We start from the raw sequence: 21,205 nt of genomic DNA, 5'->3' as shown, positions 1-21,205 counted from the left end.
GCGGACTAGCGCGGCCGCGTGAAGGAAGCGCTACCGGGCGTGATAGAAATCGTACACCTGCTGCGCCACCGCCGCCGACACGCCGGGCGCGCGCTTCAGATCGTCGAGGCTCGCGTTCCTGACCGCGCGCGCAGTGCCGAAGTGCATCAGCAGCGCCTTCTTGCGCGCGGGCCCGATGCCCGGCACCTCGTCCAGCGGGCTCGCGCCGATCGCCTTGCGCCGCTTCTCGCGATGCGCGCCGATCGCGAACCGGTGCACCTCGTCGCGCAACCGCTGCAGGTAGAAGAGCGTCGGCGAGTTGGTCGGCAGCGTCAGCTCGCGCCCGTCCATCAGGTGAAACACCTCGCGCCCCTCACGCCCGTGATGCGGGCCCTTGGCGACGCCGACAAGGCACACGTCCTCGATGCCCATGTCCTCCAGCGTCTCGCGCGCGGCGTTTAGCTGCCCGCGCCCGCCGTCGATCAGCACCAGGTCGGGCCACTCGCCCGAGTCGCGGTCCGGGTCCTCCGCCCGCGCCCGCGCGAAACGGCGCTCGAACACCTCGCGCATCATGGCGTAGTCGTCGCCCGGCTTGGTCTCCGCGCGCTTGATGTTGAACTTGCGGTACTGGCCCTTGCGAAACCCTTCCGGCCCCGCGACCACCATCGCACCGAGCGCGTTGGTGCCCTGGATGTGGCTGTTGTCGTACACCTCGATCCGGTCGGGCGGCTCGGGTAGCTCGAACAGGTTCGCCACCTCCTGCATCAGCCGCGCCTGCGTCGTCGACTCGGCCGCGCGCCGCTCCAGCGCCTCGACGGCGTTACGCTTGGCCTGATCCATCAACCGTCGGCGGTCGCCGCGCTGCGGCACCGACAGCGCCACCTTGAACCCGGCGCGCTCGCCGAGCGCCTGCCCCAGCAACTCGCCGCCCGGCAACTCGCGGTCGAGCAGGATCGTCTTGGGCGGCGGCACCTCCTCGTAGAACTGGGCGAGGAACTGCACGAACACCTCCTCCTCGGGCACCTCGGTAGTGTGTTGGGGGAAGAAACTGCGATGGCCCCAATTTTGTCCGCCGCGGATGAAGAAGGCCTGGATACCGATCACGCCCTCGCGGTTCGCCATCGCGAAGATGTCCGCGTCGCCCACGCCCTCCGCGTTGATCGCCTGCGTGCCCTGCACGAACGTCAGCGCCCTGAGCCGATCGCGCAGCACCGCGGCGAGCTCGAAATCCATCGCCTCCGCCGCCGCCTGCATCTGGCTCCCAAGCTTTGCCTGCACCTTGGTCGACTTGCCAGCCAGGAAGTCTTTGGCGTCCGCGACGAGCTCGGCGTAGCCGTCCTTGTCGATACGCCCCGTGCACGGCGCCGAACAGCGCTTGATCTGGTAGAGCAGGCACGGCCGGTCGCGCGTCTTGAAAAACGCGTCCGTGCAGCTCCGGAGCAGGAACAGCTTCTGCAGCGCGTTGAGCGTGTTCGTCACCGACCCCGCGCTCGCGAACGGGCCGTAGTAATTGCCCTCGAACCGGCGCACGCCGCGATGCTTCTGCACGCGCGGGAAGTCGTGGTCGGCGCGGAGCAGGATGAACGGGAACGACTTATCGTCGCGCAGCAGGACGTTGTAGGGCGGGCGGTAGCGCTTGATCAGCTGCGCCTCGAGCAGCAGCGCCTCCGCCTCGTTGTTGGTCGTGACGATCGTCATGGCGCGCGTCTGCGACACCATGCGCTGCAACCGTCGCGGCAGGCCGTTGATCTGCGTGTAATTGGCCACGCGCTGCTTCAGCTGCCGCGCCTTGCCGACGTACAGCACCTCGCCCTTGGCGTCCTGCATCCGGTAGACGCCGGGCCGTAACGGCAACGTCTTCAGTACGTTGCGGATCGCGGCTACGCCAGCATCGAGGTCGGGCGTGTCCGATCCGCGAACGGTGAACGCGGATTTCTCCTCGTTGAAGCGGTCGGGCGTACTCGTCACATCCATCTGGCGGCACTTAGGAATCCGAGGAGTCGGACGCTAGGCCATGCGCTCCTTCACCACGCGCTCGAGCACGGTCAGCGGCATCGCGCCCAGCGTCAGCACGTCGTGGAAGCGCTTGAGGTCGAACCCCGGCCGCTTCCTCGCCTCGTCGCGCAGGCGCACCCAGACCGAATGGCCGATCTTGTAGCTCGTCGCCTGACCCGGCCAGGCGCAGTAGCGGTCGATCTCGCCCTGGCTGCGGCCGCGCGCGATGCCGGTGGTGGCGATCAGGTAGTCGGTCGCCTTTTCGCGGCTCCAGCGCTTGGCGTGCAGGCCGCTATCGACGACCAACCGCGTCGCACGGAACAGCAGCGACTGGAGGTACCCAACGCGCCCGAGCGGGTCGCCCTCGTACATTCCCATTTCGTCGGCGAGCTGCTCCGAGTAGAGCGCCCAACCTTCCGAATAGCCGCTGAACCCGCCGCGCCGGCGGATGAGCGGGATCGACGCGGATTCGAGCGCGGTCATGACCTGGTGGTGATGACCCGGCACCGCTTCGTGGTACGACAGCGTTGCCAGCCCGAACTTCGGCCGGTCGAACGTGTCGCGCAGGTTGATGAAGTAGATGCCGGGCCTGGACCCGTCGAGCGTCGCCGCCTGATAGTAGCCGCCCGGCGCACCCGCCTGGATCGCGGGCGGCACGCGGCGGACCTCGACCGGCGCCTTGGGAATGACGGAGAACGCCTCCGGCAGCCGCGCCTGCATCGCGCGCACCTGTTTGTTGAGCTCCGCCAGTAAAGCCTCGCGGCCCGGGTCGGTGTTGGGGAAGAGCTGGTCGGGCCGCTTGTTGAGCGCGACCAGCCGCTCGCCGACGCTGCCCTGCGACATGCCTTGCGTCTTCAGGATCGCGTCGATGCGGCTGGCGATCTCGGCGACCTGCTCCAGCCCCATGCGGTGGATCTGATCGCCGGTGAGCCGGACGGTGCTCGCCGCCTCCGCCGCCGCGGCATAATAGGCGTCGCCGTCGGGCAGTCGCCACGCGCCCACGTCGTGCGTCGCCTTGCTCCGGAGATCGGTCACGAGCGCGCGCTGGCGGTCAAGCGCGGGGAAGACGTCGCGCTCGACGATATTTGCCGCCTTCGCCGCGTAATCCTGCGTCAGGTTTGCGGTCCGCAGCTTGGCGGCGAACGAGGTCACCGGCATCGACTGGGCCGCGGGCTGGTCGCGGAATGATCCCATCTGCCGGAGCGTGGTGTCGAGCAGGAAGTCGGGCGCGAACACCCCGCGCGCTGCGTCGGCGCGCTGGCGCTCGGTCTCGTCGTCGATCGCCTTCGGAAGGGCCGACAGGCGTGCGAGATAGGCGTCGGCGTCCGCGGCGTTCGCGACGCGATGCTGCGTGTCGAGGAAGTCCGGCACGTCGCGGTACGCGCCGGTCAGCTGGCTCAGCACATAAGGCGCATACCGCCCCGTGCCGCCGCCATAGGTGAAGCGCTCGCCGCCGGAGATGGCGCGGTCGAGCTGATAGTCGACCACGTCATAGTCGAGCCGCGACGCCTCCGAGAGCGCGCCGCGGTTGACGCGGCGCAGTTCGGCGCGCTCCGCCTTGGCCCGCGCCAGGTCGCGCGTCCGCCGCGCGATCGAGCGGTCCGACAATTGCGACTTCAGCGCCGTTCGCTCGCCCGTGTCGAGGCCGAGGCTCGTGGCCGACTCCGGGCTGTCCTGCAGCCGGTCGTAGAAGAAGCGGTCGAGCAGCGTGCGCAACCGCGCATCTTCGTCGGTGGCGGGAGCCTGAGCCCCCACGCCGCCCGACGCCATCAGCGCGGCCGTGCCCGCTCCGGCCATGAACTGACGACGATCCATAAACTCCGCTCCCGATTACCTTTTCAGGAGCGATAGGAGCGGCGGCGCCGCACGGTCAATCAGGCGGGCGAGAGCAGCTTGGTCCCGACCACGCCGACCACCGTCAGCGCCATGAAGCAGCCCTGCGCCAGGCTCACCCGCTCGCCGAACAGCAGGATGCCGCCGAGGATCACGCCCACCGCGCCCAGCCCGCTCCAGATCGAATAGGCCGTCCCCGCCGGCAGACCGCGCATCGCGAGCGCGAGCATGCCCATCGTCGCGAAGCTCAGCACCACCGGCACGACCGCCGCGGCCCAGGTGCCGACGTTCGACGCCCATTTCAGGCTGAGCGCCCAGCAGATCTCCGTCAGCACCGCGAGCACGAGGATGAGCCAGGACATGGGCGATCTCCGTTGACGAAAAAAGCGGGACCCCGGCTCAAGGCCGGGGTGACGAGGGAGGTTGCGGCTGCTTCCACTCCCGTCACCCCGGCCTTGAGCCGGGGTCCCGCTGTCAAATCTTAGGCCGCTCGCCCGAGCCCCAAGATCGTCCGATCCACCAGCGCCCGATCCGTCTGCGCGTCCAGGTTCTCGCGCATCAGCAGCGCGGCGGCCTTGACCGCGGCGTCGGCGGCGGTGGCGCGGACCTCCGCCATCGCGGTGCGCTCGGCGGCGGCGATCTTGTCCTCGGCCATCTTGGCGCGGCGGGCCATCAGCTCCTCCGCGTCCTTCTTGGCCTTGGCGATGATCGCGTGCGCCTCGTTGTGCGCGTGGGAGCGGATCGTCTCCGCATCGTTGTGCGCGGACGCGGCCTTGCTCTGATACTCGGCGCGCAGAGCCTCCGCCTCGGCGCGCAGCCGCGCCGCGTCGTCGAGCTGCCGGCGGATCTCGGCGATGCGCCCGTCGAGCGAGCGGCCGATCAGCTTGGGCACGCCCTTGAACAGCATCAGGAGCAGCACGACCAGCGACGCGAGGCCAACCCAGCCCGTGGTATCGAGGAAGAAGGCGGTCGCTTCGGCGGTGTGCGTGCCGCCGTCGCTGACCTCGCCCGTCAGCGCGTCGCCGCCGTGACCGGCGTTCTCGTTCGTCAGCGGCGTGTTCTCCGCCGCGTCGGCCAGATTGGCGGCGGGGCTGCCGTGGTTAGCCATTGACCATCACCCTGCGCACCGCCGCGTTCGCGGCTTCGGGGCTGACCTGCGCCCCGGACAGCTTCGCCACCAAGTCGCGCGCGGCGTCGGCGGCGATCGCCTCTAGATTGCCCATCGCCGCGCTCTTGGCCTCCGCAACCGCGCGGTCGTGGTGGGCCAAGCGCATCGCGAGCTCGCCGTCGGCGGCCTTGACCTGCGTCTCCATGGCGGCGGTCGCCCGCGCCTTGGCGGCAGTGGTCTCCGCTTGAGCGGCGGCGCGCGCCTGGTCCATTTCGACGCGCCACGCCTCCTCCGTCTCGTCGGCGGCGCGGCGAGCCGCTTCCGCCGCGGCGAGATCGGCCGCGATGCGCTGGTCGCGGCTCTCCACGGCGGCCTGGATCTTCGGCACCATCAGCTTGCCGATGCCGAAATACACGGCGCCGAACGTGACGAGCAGCCAGAAGATCTGCGACGCGTAGGTCGCTGCGATCTGTTCAATCTGAGGCATGGCGATTTCCCGGACCTGTGACGTCGAACCGGAACGCCGACCGGCCAAGCCGGCCGGCTATTCCGGCCGGCCGGTCAGGCGACGAACACCAGGATGATCATCGTCACGAACGCGAGCAGACCCAGAAGCTCGGCGCCCGCGAAGCCGATGAAGAGGCGGCCCTGCTGGCTGTCGGCGGCGCCGGGATTGCGCAGCGCGCCCTCGAGGAATGACGCGAACACGTTGCCCACGCCCAGGGCGGCGATGCCCATGCCGATCGCGGCGAGACCGGCGCCGAGCAGCTTGGCGGCTTCTTGATCCATCTGAAACTCCTGTGGGAAATGTTGAAGAGAAGGACGAAACTCAGTGCAGATTGACGGCGTCGTTCAGATAGACGGACGTCAGCAGCGCGAAGACGTATGCCTGGATGGCGGCGACCAGCAGCTCGAGGAGCGTGATGCCGATCATCAGGATGAAGCTCGGCACCGTGATGATCGCGGCGTAAGCCGGGCCGAGATTGATGCCGTTGATGACGAAGGCGGCGAGCACCTTCAGCAGGATGTGCCCCGCGGTCATCGCGACGAATAGTCGCAGACCCAGCGAGAAAGGACGCACCAGGAAGCTCAGGAGCTCGACGACGAAGATCAGCGGAATCATCAGCGCCGGCGTGCCGTGCGGCACGAAGAGCGAGAAGAAGTGGAAGCCGTGCCGCCCGAAGCCGACGATCAGCACGATGGCGAAGCTGATGATCGCCAGCACGCCCGTGACCGTCAGGTGGCTGGTGACGGTGAAGGGGTGCACGCCGGGGATGACGCCGAAGGGCAGCAATCCCAGCACGTTGGCGAACAGGATGAACATGAAGAGCGAGAAGACATAGGGCACGAAGCGCTTGCCTTCGGGCCCGATGTTCGACGTCAGCATGTTCTGGATGAAGCCGGTGAAGCTCTCCACGGCCATCTGCCAGCGGCCGGGCACCAGCTCGCGGCGGGAGCCGAGCAGCACGAACAGCCACAGCGCGCCGAGCGTGATCACCATCCAGAGCGCCGAATTGGTGAACGTCAGGTCATAGCCGCCGACGATCCAGCGCTGCTCACCGAACGCCGGTTCGATGAGGAACTGGTGCATCGGGTCGATTCTGCCGCTTTGTTCCGCCACGACGGTAGCCCATGCCTCGCTTGATACGGAAAGCGCCCGGGTTACTCCGGGCGCTCGCCTGAAATCCTGATGATCTGCCTGAACGCGACGGCTATCCCGAGGAACAGCATCACGATCAGCGCCCAGGGCGTCGTGCCGAACCAGCGGTCGATGAGCCAGCCGATCAGCGCGCTGCCGACGAGGCTCCCGATGAGCGCGGCGAGGACGCGGTTGCCTTGCGAGTAGCCGCGGTCGGCCTCCTCGCGCACCTGCCCCGTCCGCAACGCTTCGCGACGCCGGGCCTCGCGCAGCCGGTCATCCAGCGCGTCCAGCCGCGGGTCTTCCGCACTCCGGGAATCCCGTCCGGAACCGTTCTCCGCCACGCGGTCCTCCTTCGAACATGCTAAGGGGAACGCACGAGCGGCGAGCGACCCCGCCAAGGCACGGGCCGTTTAGCAGGGGCTTGGGGCCTGTCAACAGGCCCCGGCCCGGCCGGCGTCGGCGTCAGCCGACGTTCGACGACGTGGGACTTGCTCCCACGTCGGGCCTCACTTCGGGATGTTAGGACACCACCTCAAACGCACCGCGGGTCCCGCTCCGGCGCACCCGCGCCGCGCGTCGCCCAGGCCCCGCCCGGCGTCCGGTACTTCTCCCCCGGCGCGGTCTGCGCGATCAGGTTGCAGCCGCTGGTGAACGCCAACTGCTCGACGGTGGCCCCGCTCTCCTGCGCCTTCTGCGTGTACGCCGCCTTGCGCTGAATGTTGATCTTGTTGACCAGCGCGCGGACGTCCGCACCGCCGGACACCACGCCCAGATAGCCGTCGGGCTGCTCGCCCACCTGCCCCGCCGAGCGCGCCGCCGCGTAGGCCGGATCACGCTGCGCCCAAGCGGCTCCCGCGACGCCCACCGCCGCAATCGCCGCCACCGCCATCACCCAATTCCGCCTGCGCATCAGAAGATCCTCGGATTCTGCTGGATCAAGGACTTGGCCTCGTTGTCCAACCTATACACGACTTCCTGCGTCACGTTGATATTGAGATTGATCTGGATCGGCTTGTCGGGCGCAGTGATGTTCACGCATCCCGGCAACGCCGCGATCAGCCCCGATATGGTCGCGACTCTCATCATCACCTTCATGGCATTTTCCTGCTTGCGGGAGGCTGAACCTGTGGTTGCGGCGGCGCGGCGCGCTTGTTCTGCTCCATCAACAGCGCCGGCAGGTTGCGCTGGATGAGCCGCTTCGGGTCGTAGAAGCTCGCGGCCGAGTCGATCAGGCTGCGGAAAGGCGCCTTGATCCGGATGTTGAACACGAAGGGCAGCCGCTGGAGCCGGCGGACGATGAAGTTCGACTTGGCACCCTCGCCCTGGCTCACGCCCGCGAAGCGCACGTCCGTCACCATCTCGCCCGCCAGCGGCCCGTTCACGCCGATGGTCAGATTTTGATAGCGGATTGACTTCAGCGCCTGGAACGCGAGGTCGCCCCAGAAGCCGAGCTCGCGCTGCGTCAGCTCGCCGACATAGGCGAGCGTACCGCCGCCGGGCCGCACGACCAGGCTGCCGCCCTCCACGCGCCCGCTCCGCTCGTCGAACACCATGGGCAGCACGCCGTCGAACACGCCCGTGGCGTTGATGTTTTCGAACTCGAACTGCTGCAGGAACTGCGCCGCCTCCATAGCCGTCACGCGGAAGGTCAGCCGCTTGGGCACGGGCTGCGAGAAGTCGAGTAGCGTCGGCTCCAGCCTGAGCTCGCCGCCCGCGAACGGCCAGCGCCCGCCCTCCACCTGCACGCGCGTTTCGGGCAGCGTCTGGTACCGGATCACGCCGTCGGTCACCCGCACGCCCGGGTTGATCGAGCGCACCGTCGCGACCTGCCCCGGAGCGGAGCGGAGCTGGAGCAGGTCGGTGAAGCGGATGGTGGTCGCCAGCCCCTCCACGGGTCCGAATGCCGCCGCCAGGTCGGTGTCGTCGGTGCGGAACTCGCCGCTGCTCGTCACCGCCTGCGGCGACCAGGCAATCCGCCCCTCGCCGCGCACCGTGCCGCGCACGTCGGCGATCACACCGAAGGTCAGCGGCGTCAGCGCCTCCGGCTGCAGCCGCTCGGTGAACGTCACGCCCGGCACATCGAGCAGCGCCTCCCCGCGGCCGCTTGGCAGGTCGTGCGCGATCCGCACGTCCGCGACCTCCGTCCGCGTCGTCGGCTCGACCAGCGTGCCCGTCATCCAAATGCGGTTGTCCGCCAGCCGGAACGCCACGTCGGGGCTCAGCAGCGGCTCGAACCGCCGCTGCTCCGCGTCGGTGACGGTGGTCGCGCCGCCTAGCGTGAGGACGCCGCCTGCCAGCCGCCACTCGCCCGCCGCGTCCGACAGCAGCAGCGGCACGTTGGCGATCCGCCCACCCGTGCCGGCGAACGTGCCCGCGACCGCGCCGCCGCTGATACGGCCCTGCAATCGCCCAACGTCGATACGCGTGACACGCCCCGGGCTGCCCAGCCGAGCCGCCACGTCGCGCAAGGTGAAGCCCCGGCCGGCGAGCGACACCTCGCCCCCGCTCGCCGCCAACTCGACAGGCGTCGCGCCCAATCGCCCGGCGATGCGCGGCGCGACGATACTTGCGCCGCCGGTCACGCGCCCGTCCGCCACCCGCATGAGCGTGCCCTCGGTCGCGCACAGGCGCAGCCGCGTCGGCGCGAGCGTCAGCCCCGCCACCCGGAGCCGATCGAGCGACGCCGGCGTGCAGCCCGGATTGATCGCGAGCCGGTTCCCGCCGTCCCACACCAAGTTCAGCGGCATCGTAAGACCATCCACGCGTCCGTCGCCGATCGGTCCCGACAGCGTCGCCGTGGTGGCGATCCGCGTAGCCCCGCCGCCCGCTGCGGTGAACGAGACGGGCGTCAGCGCCAGCCTCGCCCCGCCCGCCTCATAGGCGGCGACCCGCGCCAGCCCGCCGATCGGCGCACCCGGCGCGGCCTGGTCGAGCGACACGCGCATGCCGGGCAGCCCGCCCCCGCTCACCAGCGCCGTCCCGTCGACGAGCAGCCCCGCGCGCGACCAGCTCACCCCCTCTCCGCCGTCGAGCCGCACCCGCGCGCCACTCGCCGATCTTGCCGCAAGCTCCGCTACCTCGATCGCCAGCCCCTCGCGCGTGTCGACCGTCAGGCCCATGTCGACCGCGAACGCCCGGCCCGCCTGCGCCGCCGCGGCGGCGACTTGCCGTGCGATGGGCTCCAGCGGCGTACCCGCCAGCGCGTCCGCATCGAGCCGCACGCCACTCGCCGCAACACCCTCGCCCCGCACGCGTCCGTCGAACGCCACGCCGTCGCCGATCCGATATTCACCCCTGAGCGCCAGCCGCCGCGCCGTCGCCGGCTCGCTCGCCAGCCCCGCCAGGGCCAACTCCGCCCGTCCCGCCGTCGCACGCGCATCGCCGTCAAAGCTCACGCTCCCCGACGCCGACGCCGCCCGCGCCACCTCCGCCGCGATCGCGCCCGTCGCGAGCCGCGCCGACCCGCGCCAGCCGTCCAGCGCCGGCGTGAACGCCACGCGCGCGTCCGTCCGCACCGCCTCCGCCGACCCGCCCTCGCAGACCAGCCGCGCCGCGCGCACCGGCCCGTCGACCGTCGGTGCGGTGTCGCTCACGCTCACCCGCGTCGCCGCCGCCACGCCCAGCGCGACGCAACCGCCCGCCTCCACGCGCCGGCTCACCGCCGCGAGCCGCCCGTCGAACCCGTCGTCCAGCCGCCCGCGCCCGCTCAGGCGCAGGCCGACGACGCCCATCGGCGTCTCCAACCTGATCCGCGCGTCCGCCACGTCCAGGAACAGCCGGGGCAGCGCGAAGGGTTTGCCCGACGGCGGCGGCAGCAGCCGGTCGATCGCGCCCAGCGACACGCGCCCGTCCACCAGTCGCCCGCGTAACCGCACATGCCCCGCGCGCACCGCGGTGACCGTCGCCCCGCTCCAGCTCAGCCGCGTGCCCGTTTCGATCCAGTCGGCGACGAGGTCGGGCCGCTCCGGGTCGCCGATGACGACGTCCGTCAGCCGCTGCCGCCCGAGTTCCAAGGTCTCGACATTATAGCGCGCCGGAACGCCCGCGCTCGCCAGCTCGCGGTCGATCGCGCGGCCCGCGATCGGAATGCGCAGCAGCCACGACCCGGCGAGCAGCACGACCAGCGCGGAGAGGACGGTGAGCGCGACGCGCAGGCGACGGCGGGCCGGGCGGGCTGGGCTGCCGTCGCTCTCCTCCGTCAACGCGTCGCTCCGTGGACTAACTCAGGTTCGGGCGTTCGCATGGCGCGACGGTCCTTGCAATCGCGTGAACCGCCGCCCTAGGCTCCCGAGCAATGGCCGACGCCGACCCCGCAGAGAACGAAGCCGTTAACGATGGGGCCGGCCACCGCGCCCGCCTGCGCCAGCGGCTCGCGACCGGCGGCGGCGACGCGCTGCTCGACCATGAGCTGATCGAGTACCTCCTCGCGCTCGCCATCCCGCGCCGCGACACCAAGCCGCTCGCCAAGCGCCTGCTGCGCGAGTTCGGCGGCGTGGGCGGCGTGCTGACGGCGGACGGCGAGGCGCTGCGGCGCGTCGACGGCATGGGCGAGACCTCGGTCGCCGCGGTGAAGATCGCGCAAGCCGCCGCCCTTCGCCTGCTCCGCGCGCCCATCGCCGAAAGGCCGGTGCTGTCGAACTGGCAGGCGCTGCTCGACTATCTGCGCGCGGGGCTCTCACACGAGAGCGTGGAGCATGTCCGCGTGCTCCACCTCAACACCAAAAACATGCTGATCCGCGACGAGCTGATGAGCCGCGGCACGACCGACCAGGCCGCCGTCTACGTCCGCGAGGTGATCCGTCGCGCGATCGACCTAGGCTCGGCGGCGATCATCCTCGTCCATAACCACCCTTCGGGCGACCCCTCGCCCAGCCGCGCCGATATCGACATCACCCGCGCGGTCGTCCAGGCGGGCAAGCCGCTCGGCATCGCCGTCCACGACCACCTGATCATCGGCGCGAACGGCCATGTCAGCCTCCGCGTCCAGGGCCTGATCTGATCCTCAAGCGGGCGAAAGAAAGCCCGTCAGCTCGCCCAGCGTCAGCGACCGCGACTTGTCCGAGTCCGCCTGCGCGAACGCGGCGTTAAGCCAGGTCTTGGTCGAAGGCGCGTCTGCGCGCACGTTCGGGTCGGCGATCGTCTTAAGTTTCACCATCCACTCACCGAACTCGTTCTGGTTCAGCGAGCCGTCGCGGTCGCGGTCGTAGGACGGGAACTCGCGCGCGACGATGGAGGCGACGTCCGCCGAAGTGGCGACCGGCGCAGTCGTGATCGAGCCCGCGCCCGACGTGACGCCGTTCTGCGCGGGCGCCGTCGCCTGCTGCGCCGATACGGGAGCGGCGACGAGAGTCGCGGCCGCGAGAAGAAACTTCCTCATCCCATGTCCTTTCCAAGCCGAGCTCCGGCGTGACTTAGGCTCGACGCGCCGATCACGCGGTCTTTGCTCGACCAGCTACGTGGATGTTTAGCATATAGTTGCGGCGTCGCGTCGTTTGTAGGCCGCCACCCATCCCTGCTAACGCCCGCCCGGTCTCAATCCAGCCGTCAGGATGTAAATGGTCCCCCGCTACGCCCGCCCCGACATGGTCGCGATCTGGACGCCCGAGTCGCGCTACCGGATCTGGTTCGAGATCGAGGCGCACGCGACCGACGCGCTCGCCGACCTCGGCGTAGTGCCGAAAAGCGCGGCGGAAGCGCTGTGGCGCTGGTGGGCGACGGACCCCACAATAGATGTCGAGCGCATCGACGCGATCGAGGCGGTGACCAAGCACGACGTCATCGCTTTCCTGACCTGGGTCGCCGAGCAGGTCGGCGACGAAGCGCGCTTCATGCACCAGGGCATGACCTCCTCCGACGTGCTCGACACCTGCTTAGCGGTGCAGCTCGCGCACGCCGCCGACATCCTGCTCTCGGACCTCGACCAGCTCCTGGCCGTGCTCAAGCGCCGCGCCTACGAGCACAAGCTCACCCCCAACATCGGCCGTAGCCATGGCATCCACGCCGAGCCGGTCACGTTCGGCCTCAAGCTCGCCCAAGCGCACGCCGAGTTCGCGCGCCACCGCGACCGCCTCGCCGCCGCTCGAACCGACGTGGCCACCTGCGCGATCTCCGGCGCGGTCGGCACCTTCGCCAACATCGATCCCCGCGTCGAGGAGCACGTCGCGGCCAAGCTGGGCCTCACGCCCGAGCCGGTCTCGACGCAGGTCATCCCCCGCGACCGCCACGCGATGTTCTTCGCCACCTTGGGGGTGATCGCCGGCTCGATCGAACGGCTCGCGACCGAGGTCCGCCACCTCCAGCGCACCGAGGTGCTCGAGGCCGAGGAGTATTTCTCCCCCGGCCAGAAGGGCTCGTCGGCGATGCCGCACAAGCGCAACCCGGTGCTGACCGAGAACCTCACCGGCCTCGCCCGCATGGTCCGCGGCTACGTCACGCCCGCGCTCGAGAACGTCGCGCTCTGGCACGAGCGCGACATCAGCCACTCGTCCGTGGAACGCTACATCGGTCCCGACGCGACGGTCACGCTCGACTTCGCCCTCGCCCGCCTGACCGGCGTAGTGGACAAGCTGCTCGTCTACCCCGATCGCATGCAGCGGAACATGGACCGCATGGGCGGCCTCATCCACTCGCAGCGCGTGCTGCTCGCGCTGACGCAAGCCGGCGTCAATCGCGAGGACAGCTACCGCCTCGTCCAGCGCAACGCGATGCGCGTATGGGAGAGCGACGGCGCGCTCTCGCTCAAGGACCTGCTCCTGGCCGACCCGGAGGTGACCGCCGCCCTTTCCGCGCAGGAGATCGAGGACAAGTTCGACCTCGGCTACCACCTCAAGCATGTCGATACGATCTTCGCCCGCGTGTTCGGGAGTGCGGAACCCGCCTGACGAGTGCATCCGCTGCATTCGCGATCGCACGCGATAAACGTGCGCCGCCGCGCAACGAACCCATATCTTCCGTGCCGGGCTCTTCCGGCATAGGAGACCATACCATGCGCAGCTTGGAAGCGGTCGCGAGCACCTTCGTGGCGATCGCGACGCAGGCGCTGGTGGTCGGGGTGGTCGCGACCACCTTCTAACCATCGGCCCCCGCCCTCTCGTCGAGAGGGCGGTCTGGCCGTCTCAGGGCGCGGGCTCGAGGTGGGTGGCGATCAGCCGTCCACTCCGCGTCAATCGTGAAACCGCCACCATCGGCCGAGTCTGAAGCTGCCGCTCGAGTTCGGGCGCACGCGCCTCCGATACCCAGATGCGCGTCGCGGCGGTCGCCCGCGTTCCACCACCTTCCGTCGCGTAGCGCACGAACAGCCCGCTCGCCACCGCATCAACGGACGCCGGACAGACGGCACTCCTCGGCTCGACGCGGACGCGTCGCCCGCCATCCTCCATGCACAGCACGCAATCGCCGCTCGGACATGCCGTCCGCCTGCCCGCGACCGTCCAGTCGTACTGAAAGGCGACGTAACGCCCGCGCAGCGGATCGCGCGGATCATAGCCGGTGATCGGGATCCGCCACTCGGTCGCGTCGCGCAGCTGCGCCTCGTTGATCGCGACGCTCGCCAGCGTCCCCGCCACCGGTGCGGCGATCACCAGGATCGCGAGCAGGCCGGCGCGCGTCATCGTCCGCTCCGGCGCATGATGCGCGACCAGCCCCAGGTCAGCGCGATCAGCAACACGCCCGCGACGATCAAGCCGACACCGGTGAAAGCTAGGCTGTAGAACAGCTCGAAGTAGATCAGGAACAGCCGCAGGGCCGCCGCGGCGACCGCAACGCCGAACAGCCTTCGCCAGCCCGCACGCGTCGCCGCAGCCGCGACCGCGCCCCACAGCGCCAGATAGACGAGCGCGCCGAAGAACCGCTCCAAAGGCCCGCTCCCATGGGGCAAGGCGAGCGCGAGCGCTGCGGCCATCGCCGAACCACTGACCACCGTCGCCAGTAGCACCGCCTCTGACCGCGAACGCAGCCAGAACGCGAGCGCCCCGACCAACGCCGCGAGCGCGACCGCGAGCGGCAAGCGGACTGCCCAATCGCCGGCATCGTCCCGATCCACCCCGAACGTCCAGCCTAGCTGCGCCAGGCTAGCCCCGAGCAGCGCCAACACCACCCCGAGCTCCAGCAGTGCATCGTGGAATGCCTTGCGCCGCTCGCCGCCCGACCGAACGAGCCCGATCAGTACCAGCGCCGACGGCAGCGCCGCGGCCAGGTTTCCGCCCAGCACGTCCGCCTCACGCTCTGTGACGTACGCAATCGCGAGCGCCACGAGCATCCCGCCATAGCCATAGGCGGTAAGCCGCGTGCGCCCGAGCAGGAGCAGCGCCGGGGACACCATTAACGTCCACCAGGCGAGCGCCTGCCACAAGGGTCCGGTGAGCTGATACACCTGCGAATGAAGCGCGATCCCGGCCAGGGTCAGCGCCCCAAGGAGGAACAGCGACACCTCGCCCGCGCCGACCCGGTCGTTGCGCGTGAAATGAAGCGCGGCCGCACCGGCCAACGCGAGGAAGAACAGGTGAGCCGCTAACTTGCTCCAGGCGGGCAGCGCGTCCCAGTTCGCCGCCACGACGAGCAGCACGCCCAGCCCGAGCGCCAGCGCGCCGAGCCCGGCGACCGCGAACAGCGCCACCGGCCGATGCCGCCCGTCCTCGTGCGCGCGGATCGCGGCCGCAGCGTCGCCGTCGATCAGGCCCGCGGCCTGCCACTCGTCGAGCTTCGCCCCCAGCCGCATCAACGGCAGCTTAGGAGCGGGTGGGCGCGTCCGCCAGCGGCTTGTCGCTTACCCCGCCACCGCCTTCTTGATCTTGGCGAAGAAGCCCTGGCTCTCGGGGCACTCGTCGCCCGTCTCCGTTTCGCGGAACATCTCCAGGAGCTCGCGCTGGCGGGTGGACAGCTTGGTCGGCGTCTCCACTTCGATCTGCACGACCAGGTCGCCGCTGCCGCGGCCCTGCAGCACGGGCATGCCAGCACCGCGCTGGCGGAGCTGGCGGCCCGACTGGATGCCGGCAGGGATGCGGATCTCGTGGCTCTTGCCGTCCAGGCCGGGGATCTGGAGCGTGCCGCCCAGCGCCGCCGTGGTGAAGCTGATCGGCGCGCGCGCGAAAAGCGTCGTGCCCTCGCGCTCAAAGATCGCGTGCCGCTTCATGTGCAGGAAGATGTAGAGGTCGCCCGCCGGCGCGCCGCGCGCGCCCGCCTCGCCCTCGCCGCCCAGCCGGATGCGCGTGCCCTCGTCGACGCCGGCGGGGATGTTGACCTCCAGCGTCTTGGTGCGCTCGACGCGGCCGTCGCCGCCGCAATCGCCGCACGGGTCGGCGATGACCTGGCCCGATCCCTGGCAGACGGGGCAGGCGCGCTCGACCACGAAGAAGCCCTGCTGCGCGCGTACCTTCCCCTGGCCGGCGCAGGTGTGGCAGGTGCGCGCCTTGGTGCCCGGCTTCGCGCCCGATCCCTGGCAGCCGTCGCACTGCGCCGAGACGTCCACCGTGATCTCGGTCGCCTTGCCGTGGAACGCCTCCTCCAGCGTGATCTCCATGTCGTAGCGGAGATCGGCACCGCGGCGCTGCTGCTGACGACCGCCGCCGCGGCCGTTCATGAACTCGCCGAAGACGCTCTCGAAGATGTCGGAGAAGCCCGAGAAGTCCTGCGCGCCCGCATGCCCGCCGCCATTGCGGAACGCGGCGTGGCCGAACCGGTCGTACGCCGCGCGCTTCTGCGGGTCCTTGAGGCAGTCATAGGCCTCGTTGACCGCCTTGAACTTGGCCTCGGCGTCCTTGCACCCGGCGTTCTTGTCCGGGTGGTACTTCATCGCGAGCTTGCGGTAGGCGGACTTGATGGTCGCGGCGTCCGCCGTCCGCTCACATTGGAGCAGTTCGTAATAGTCGATATCGGTAGTCATACCCGCCCCCACGCCTTCCCCTCGCCACCCCGTTTAGCGGAATGACGAGGGAAAAACATAGCCTTACGCTTTCTGCGAGTCGTCGACTTCCGAGAACTCGGCGTCGACCACCTCTTCGTCGCCGCCGGCCTCGCCCCCCTGCGCCGGGGAGGCGTCGGCCTGCTGCTGCTTCTCGTAAATGGCCTGGCCCATCTTCATCGCGACCTGCGCCAGAGCCTGGCTCTTCTCGGTCATGCGGTCGGCATCGCCGCTCTCGACCGCCGACTTGGCGTCGGCGATGGCGCTCTCGATCTCGCCCTTCAGCGAAGCGTCGATCTTGTCGCCATTGTCGGCCAACTGGCGCTCGGTCGTGTGGATCAGCGACTCGGCGTTGTTCTTCGCCTCGGCCGACGCGCGACGCTTCTTGTCTTCCTCGGCGAAGCGCTCCGCGTCGCGGACCATCTGGTCGATGTCGGCGTCCGACAGACCGCCCGAGGCCTGGATGCGGATCTGCTGCTCCTTGCCCGTGCCCTTATCCTTGGCGGACACGTTGACGATGCCGTTGGCGTCGATGTCGAACGTCACCTCGATCTGCGGCACGCCGCGCGGCGCGGGCGGGATGCCGACCAGATCGAACTGGCCGAGCAGCTTGTTGTCCGCGGCCATCTCGCGCTCGCCCTGGAAGACGCGGATCGTCACCGCGCCCTGATTGTCCTCGGCGGTCGAGTAGGTCTGCGACTTCTTGGTCGGGATCGTCGTGTTGCGGTCGATCATGCGCGTGAACACGCCGCCCAGCGTCTCGATGCCCAGCGACAGCGGCGTCACGTCGAGCAGCAGCACGTCCTTGACGTCGCCCTGCAGCACGCCCGCCTGGATGGCGGCGCCCATGGCGACGACCTCGTCCGGGTTGACGCCCGTGTGCGGCTCCTTGCCGAAGAATTCCTGCACGACGGCGCGCACGCGCGGCATACGGGTCATGCCGCCCACGAGCACCACCTCGGAGATGTCGCCCGACTTCACGCCCGCATCGGCCAGCGCCTTGCGGCACGGCTCCAGCGTCCGCTTGATCAGGTCCTCGACCAGGCGCTCCAGGTCGGCGCGGCTGATCGACTTGACCAGGTGCTTCGGGCCGTTCTGGTCGGCGGTGATGAAGGGCAGGTTGACCTCGGTCGTCTGCGCGGACGACAGCTCGATCTTGGCCTTCTCGGCCGCCTCCTTCAGGCGCTGCAGCGCGAGCTTGTCCTTGGTGAGGTCGATGCCCTCATCCTTGCGGAAGCCCTCGGCGAGATAATCGACGATCTTGTTGTCAAAGTCCTCGCCGCCCAGGAAGGTGTCGCCGTTGGTCGCCTTCACCTCGAACACGCCGTCGCCGATCTCGAGGATCGAGATGTCGAACGTGCCGCCGCCCAGGTCGTAGACGGCGATCGTCTTGCCGTCCTGCTTCTCCAGGCCGTAGGCGAGCGCGGCCGCCGTCGGTTCGTTGATGATGCGCAGCACCTCGAGGCCCGCGATCTGGCCGGCGTCCTTGGTCGCCTGGCGCTGCGCGTCGTTGAAGTAGGCGGGCACGGTGATGACAGCCTGGGTGACGGTCTCGCCCAGATACTGCTCGGCCGTCTCCTTCATCTTCTGCAACGTGAACGCCGAGATTTGCGACGGGCTGTAATCCTTCCCGCCCGCCGCAACCCACGCGTCGCCGTTCGGGCCGCGCGTGATCTTGTAGGGCACCAGCTCGGTGTCCTTCTTGGTGATCGGGTCGTCGAAGCGCCGCCCGATCAGGCGCTTCACCGCGAACACCGTGTTGTCGGGATTGGTCACCGCCTGGCGCTTGGCGGGCTGGCCGATCAGTCGCTCCCCGTCCTTGGCGAACGCGACGATCGAGGGCGTGGTGCGCGCGCCCTCCGTGTTCTCGATCACCTTGGGCTTGCCGCCCTCCATCACCGCGACGCAGCTGTTGGTGGTGCCGAGATCGATGCCGATAACTTTTGCCATGTGTTGCTCGTCTGCCCCTTACGATAAACATGTGGCCGCGCCCCGTTACGGCGGCGCAACCTATTCCAATGGGCCGCGATATAGGTGGGCGTCCGCTTGCCGCAAGGATGCGCCGGCTCTAGGCGGAACCAAAGTGGCGTGAAGGGGATCGGGCGGGCGTGCGACGTATCGTTTCGGCACTGATGGCGCTGGGCGTGGCCGCCTGCACGGGACCGGCCGACCTGGATGTGGAGGACGCCTGGGTGCGCCTGCCCGCCGTGCCCGGCCGCCCCGCCGCCGCCTACTTTACCGTCCAGGGCGGTCCCGAGCCGCGCACGCTGATCCGCGTTACCGCCGACCTCGCGGTCCGCGCCGAGATGCACGAGACGATGTCGGGGATGGGGTCGGGCGGCGGGCACATGTCGATGCGGCCGATTACGGCCGTTCCAATTCCCGCCGGCCAGGAGGTCGCGTTCGAGCCCGGCGGCCGGCACGTGATGCTCTTCGACCTGGACCGCCGCGCAAAGCCGGGCGCGACCACGCTGCTAACGCTGACGTTCGACGACGGCCAGCGGCTCTATCGCAAGGCGTGGATCGCCTCCGCTGCGAGCCAAACTCCCGACTAGTCTAGTCCCGATACGCGAACGCGCATTGGACAAAATGAACGCCGGACCAAGTTGTTCGCAAGTCGAACCTCAGTTAAGAGACAGCTCCACAAGAATAAGGCGGTCGCAACCCACAACCGGGGCGCGGTAAGCGCCCCCGAACGGGAGGACGTGCGCCATGTCACTCACTGCGAACTATACCTTCGTCGGCAAGGGGAACTGGTCGATCGACGGAGCCGGCGGCCAAGCGTCGGGGGCGAACCAGACCTTATCGGCCATCGTGCCCGACGGGTCGCGGATCGAAGCCGCTTTCCTGTACACGTCGACTTACTCGTCCAGCTCGCCGCCCAGCTCGGTCACGCTCACCCGCGGATCGGACTCCGCGACGATCACCAGCTACACGGGTCTCGGCGCGACCGCGGGCCTCCAGGCGTTCCGGTCCGACATCACGACCTTCATCCGTGAAGCGATCGACGACGGCGGCGCGGGGACGTTCGACTTCGACATCTCGGATATCGTCGGCAGCAGCATCGACGGCTACGCGCTCGTGGTCGTCTACTCCAACCCCGGCGAGAGCGTACGCACCATCAGCCTGCTCGACGGCTTCAGCGCCACCACGGGCGACGATTTCGAGCTCGAGTTCTCCGAACCGGTGGACACCGACAGGCCCGGCTTCGAGGCGCAGATGTCGCTCGGCATCGGCTTCAGCTTCTGGCCGAGCAGCCAATTCTCCCGCGTCACGGTCGACGGACGGCAGCTCACCCAGTCCGCCGGCGCCCAGGACGACGGCACCACCGATTTCAGCTCGATCGGCAATGGCGGCCTGCTCACCATCGGCGGCATCGGCGACAGCACGGGCAATCCGGATCCCGACCAGCCGATCAACGGCGTCCGCACCGACGACGAGCTCTACGACCTCGCCAAGGGCAATGTCGACGACGCCACGCCCTACCTGGCCGACAACGCGGAGAGCATCACGGTCAACACCGTGAACCCGTCCAACGACGACAACATCTTCTTCGCCGGTTTCAACATCACCGCCGTGGTCGCGGTCGATACCGACGAGAACGACGCGCCTGTGGCGGTCGGCGACGAGGTGGCCGTCGACGAGGACGACACGGCGACCTTCAACGTGCTGGGCAACGACTTCGACCCGGACGACGACGACACGTTCTCGATCACCTCGATCGACACCTCGGGCCTGGTCGGCACGTTGACCGACAACGGGGCCGGCGGCTTCACCTACGACCCGAACGGCGAATTCGACGCCCTCAACGAGGGCGACGAGGCGACCACCAGCTTCACCTACACCATCTCCGACGGCGAGGAGAGCGCGACGACCACCGTCACGATCACGGTGAGGGGCGTGGGCGACGACGGCCCGCCGCCGCCGTCCGGCTGCCCCACCGTGGACCGTCCCGGCACCCAGGACGGCTCCGCCTCGGCCAACGAGGTGCTGACCGGCCCCGGCTACCACAACACCTTCTTCTTCGATAACGCGGGCGGCTCCACGGGCGACGATCGCATCACCAACTTCGCCAAGGACGACGTCCTGGTCGTCACCGAGCGCCTCGTCGACAGGAACAACGACGGCGTCGTGAACTTCGGCGGCAACGCGCTGTTCGACCTGGGCGGCGGCGACACCGTGCGCATCGACGGTGGCGTGCGCGCCCTCCGCTACCTCGGCGAGGCTTGCGAAGGCAATTTCGTCTATGCGGACGCCAGCGTGCGGCCGAACCGCGCGCGGGAAGGCTTCGTGCTGTCGGACGACGTCCTGTCCGGCGACGCGATGGACGCGAGGGCCGACATCTTCTTCTTCGACACGGCGCTCGACCTCGATCTCGGGGACGACAGGGTCGTCGGCTTCGGCGCGCGCGACATCCTGGTCACCACCACCCCCGTGTTCGACAGCGACTCGGACGGAGTCGTCGACTTCGGGGGCAATGGGCGCCTCGACCTGCCGGGCGGGTTGGGCGGCCCGGGCGATCCCGGCGCTCCGGGCGAGGGCGGGTCCGTCCGCATGACGAACGTCATGGGCGGGCAGATCACGCGCCTGGAGTTCGACGGCGCGGCGACGCGCAACGGCGTCACCTACTATGTCTACAGCGCCCTAGGCTCGGACGCAGGCGTCGACGACCTCGGCCCGGGTTACGCGCCCGTCATGGCGCCTACCGCCCTCATGCCGATGCTCTGACGGGGTTGGGGCGGGTTGCCCT

20 protein-coding genes are annotated in these 21,205 nt (G+C 69.3%); 4 read left to right on the top strand and 16 right to left on the bottom strand.

Going from position 1 to position 21,205, the window contains the following annotated elements:
* Positions 1-30 precede the first annotated feature (30 nt).
* The 11 genes from uvrC to CKY28_RS01215 all read right to left on the bottom strand — a co-directional run bounded on the left by uvrC (position 31) and on the right by CKY28_RS01215 (position 10,759).
* Positions 31-1,953: an excinuclease ABC subunit UvrC gene (gene uvrC, locus CKY28_RS01265; protein ID WP_095996520.1), complete on the bottom strand. Its 1,923-nt coding sequence runs from the start codon at positions 1,951-1,953 to the stop codon at positions 31-33.
* 33 nt (positions 1,954-1,986) lie between these two features.
* Complete coding sequence (locus CKY28_RS01260; RefSeq protein WP_095996519.1) at positions 1,987-3,789, bottom strand: DUF885 domain-containing protein; 1,803 nt, start codon at positions 3,787-3,789, stop codon at positions 1,987-1,989.
* A 59-nt stretch (positions 3,790-3,848) separates the two neighbouring features.
* On the bottom strand, positions 3,849-4,169 hold the full coding sequence (locus tag CKY28_RS01255) for a DMT family transporter (RefSeq protein ID WP_095996518.1): 321 nt from the start codon (positions 4,167-4,169) through the stop codon (positions 3,849-3,851).
* A 119-nt stretch (positions 4,170-4,288) separates the two neighbouring features.
* Positions 4,289-4,915 (bottom strand): F0F1 ATP synthase subunit B family protein, encoded by a 627-nt coding sequence (locus CKY28_RS01250; RefSeq protein WP_095996517.1) that lies wholly within the window; start codon positions 4,913-4,915, stop codon positions 4,289-4,291.
* Positions 4,908-5,402, bottom strand: a complete 495-nt coding sequence (locus CKY28_RS01245) for a F0F1 ATP synthase subunit B family protein (protein WP_095996516.1) — start codon at positions 5,400-5,402, stop codon at positions 4,908-4,910. Before CKY28_RS01245 ends, CKY28_RS01250 begins: the two co-directional genes overlap by 8 nt.
* Before the next feature lie 74 nt (positions 5,403-5,476).
* On the bottom strand, positions 5,477-5,704 hold the full coding sequence (locus tag CKY28_RS01240; protein WP_095996515.1) for a F0F1 ATP synthase subunit C: 228 nt from the start codon (positions 5,702-5,704) through the stop codon (positions 5,477-5,479).
* A 40-nt stretch (positions 5,705-5,744) separates the two neighbouring features.
* The gene (locus CKY28_RS01235) at positions 5,745-6,536 is read right to left on the bottom strand and encodes a F0F1 ATP synthase subunit A (RefSeq protein ID WP_176472909.1); all 792 of its coding nucleotides are present in this window, start codon (positions 6,534-6,536) and stop codon (positions 5,745-5,747) included.
* Between the two features lie 41 nt (positions 6,537-6,577).
* Positions 6,578-6,898 carry an AtpZ/AtpI family protein gene (locus CKY28_RS01230; RefSeq protein ID WP_095996513.1) on the bottom strand — a complete coding sequence of 107 codons (321 nt, stop codon included), beginning with the start codon at positions 6,896-6,898 and terminating at the stop codon, positions 6,578-6,580.
* A gap of 191 nt (positions 6,899-7,089) precedes the next feature.
* Positions 7,090-7,467 carry a YdbL family probable chaperone protein gene (locus CKY28_RS01225; RefSeq protein WP_095996512.1) on the bottom strand — a complete coding sequence of 126 codons (378 nt, stop codon included), beginning with the start codon at positions 7,465-7,467 and terminating at the stop codon, positions 7,090-7,092.
* Complete coding sequence (locus CKY28_RS01220; protein ID WP_425442474.1) at positions 7,467-7,652, bottom strand: YnbE family lipoprotein; 186 nt, start codon at positions 7,650-7,652, stop codon at positions 7,467-7,469. Before CKY28_RS01220 ends, CKY28_RS01225 begins: the two co-directional genes overlap by 1 nt.
* Positions 7,649-10,759: an intermembrane phospholipid transport YdbH family protein gene (locus CKY28_RS01215; RefSeq protein ID WP_095996511.1), complete on the bottom strand. Its 3,111-nt coding sequence runs from the start codon at positions 10,757-10,759 to the stop codon at positions 7,649-7,651. The genes CKY28_RS01220 and CKY28_RS01215 overlap by 4 nt, the downstream gene beginning before the upstream one ends.
* A 92-nt stretch (positions 10,760-10,851) precedes the next feature.
* Between CKY28_RS01215 and radC the strand changes: the two genes are divergently transcribed.
* The gene (radC, locus tag CKY28_RS01210; RefSeq protein ID WP_095996510.1) at positions 10,852-11,556 is read left to right on the top strand and encodes a RadC family protein; all 705 of its coding nucleotides are present in this window, start codon (positions 10,852-10,854) and stop codon (positions 11,554-11,556) included.
* 3 nt (positions 11,557-11,559) lie between these two features.
* Here the strand turns inward: radC and CKY28_RS01205 are convergent, their stop codons facing one another.
* Positions 11,560-11,934 carry a PLC family EF-hand domain-containing protein gene (locus CKY28_RS01205; RefSeq protein ID WP_095996509.1) on the bottom strand — a complete coding sequence of 125 codons (375 nt, stop codon included), beginning with the start codon at positions 11,932-11,934 and terminating at the stop codon, positions 11,560-11,562.
* A gap of 178 nt (positions 11,935-12,112) precedes the next feature.
* Here CKY28_RS01205 and purB point away from each other — a divergent pair, with 178 nt between their 5' ends.
* Positions 12,113-13,438, top strand: a complete 1,326-nt coding sequence (gene purB, locus CKY28_RS01200; protein ID WP_095996508.1) for an adenylosuccinate lyase — start codon at positions 12,113-12,115, stop codon at positions 13,436-13,438.
* 234 nt (positions 13,439-13,672) lie between these two features.
* On the opposite strand, the gene CKY28_RS01195 is transcribed toward purB, so the two are convergent.
* The 4 genes from CKY28_RS01195 to dnaK all read right to left on the bottom strand — a co-directional run bounded on the left by CKY28_RS01195 (position 13,673) and on the right by dnaK (position 18,405).
* Entirely contained in the window at positions 13,673-14,167 is a 495-nt protein-coding gene (locus CKY28_RS01195; protein ID WP_095996507.1) for a GDYXXLXY domain-containing protein, read from the bottom strand.
* Positions 14,164-15,273: a DUF2157 domain-containing protein gene (locus CKY28_RS01190; protein ID WP_095996506.1), complete on the bottom strand. Its 1,110-nt coding sequence runs from the start codon at positions 15,271-15,273 to the stop codon at positions 14,164-14,166. Before CKY28_RS01190 ends, CKY28_RS01195 begins: the two co-directional genes overlap by 4 nt.
* A gap of 48 nt (positions 15,274-15,321) precedes the next feature.
* Positions 15,322-16,437, bottom strand: a complete 1,116-nt coding sequence (dnaJ, locus tag CKY28_RS01185; protein ID WP_095996505.1) for a molecular chaperone DnaJ — start codon at positions 16,435-16,437, stop codon at positions 15,322-15,324.
* Positions 16,438-16,500: 63 nt separating this feature from the next.
* The gene (dnaK, locus tag CKY28_RS01180; RefSeq protein ID WP_095996504.1) at positions 16,501-18,405 is read right to left on the bottom strand and encodes a molecular chaperone DnaK; all 1,905 of its coding nucleotides are present in this window, start codon (positions 18,403-18,405) and stop codon (positions 16,501-16,503) included.
* Positions 18,406-18,563: 158 nt separating this feature from the next.
* Between dnaK and CKY28_RS01175 the strand changes: the two genes are divergently transcribed.
* Positions 18,564-19,010, top strand: coding sequence for a copper chaperone PCu(A)C (locus CKY28_RS01175; RefSeq protein WP_245841478.1), 447 nt, complete (start codon positions 18,564-18,566; stop codon positions 19,008-19,010).
* Positions 19,011-19,167: 157 nt separating this feature from the next.
* Positions 19,168-21,183, top strand: coding sequence for an Ig-like domain-containing protein (locus CKY28_RS01170; protein ID WP_095996502.1), 2,016 nt, complete (start codon positions 19,168-19,170; stop codon positions 21,181-21,183).
* Positions 21,184-21,205: the final 22 nt, after the last annotated feature.

It is taken from the genome of Sphingomonas lenta (assembly GCF_002288825.1).
Taxonomy (GTDB): Bacteria; Pseudomonadota; Alphaproteobacteria; order Sphingomonadales; family Sphingomonadaceae; genus Sphingomonas; species Sphingomonas lenta.
The sequence above is the reverse complement of the archived record's forward strand: the minus strand, read 5'-3'. Positions and strand labels throughout refer to the sequence as shown.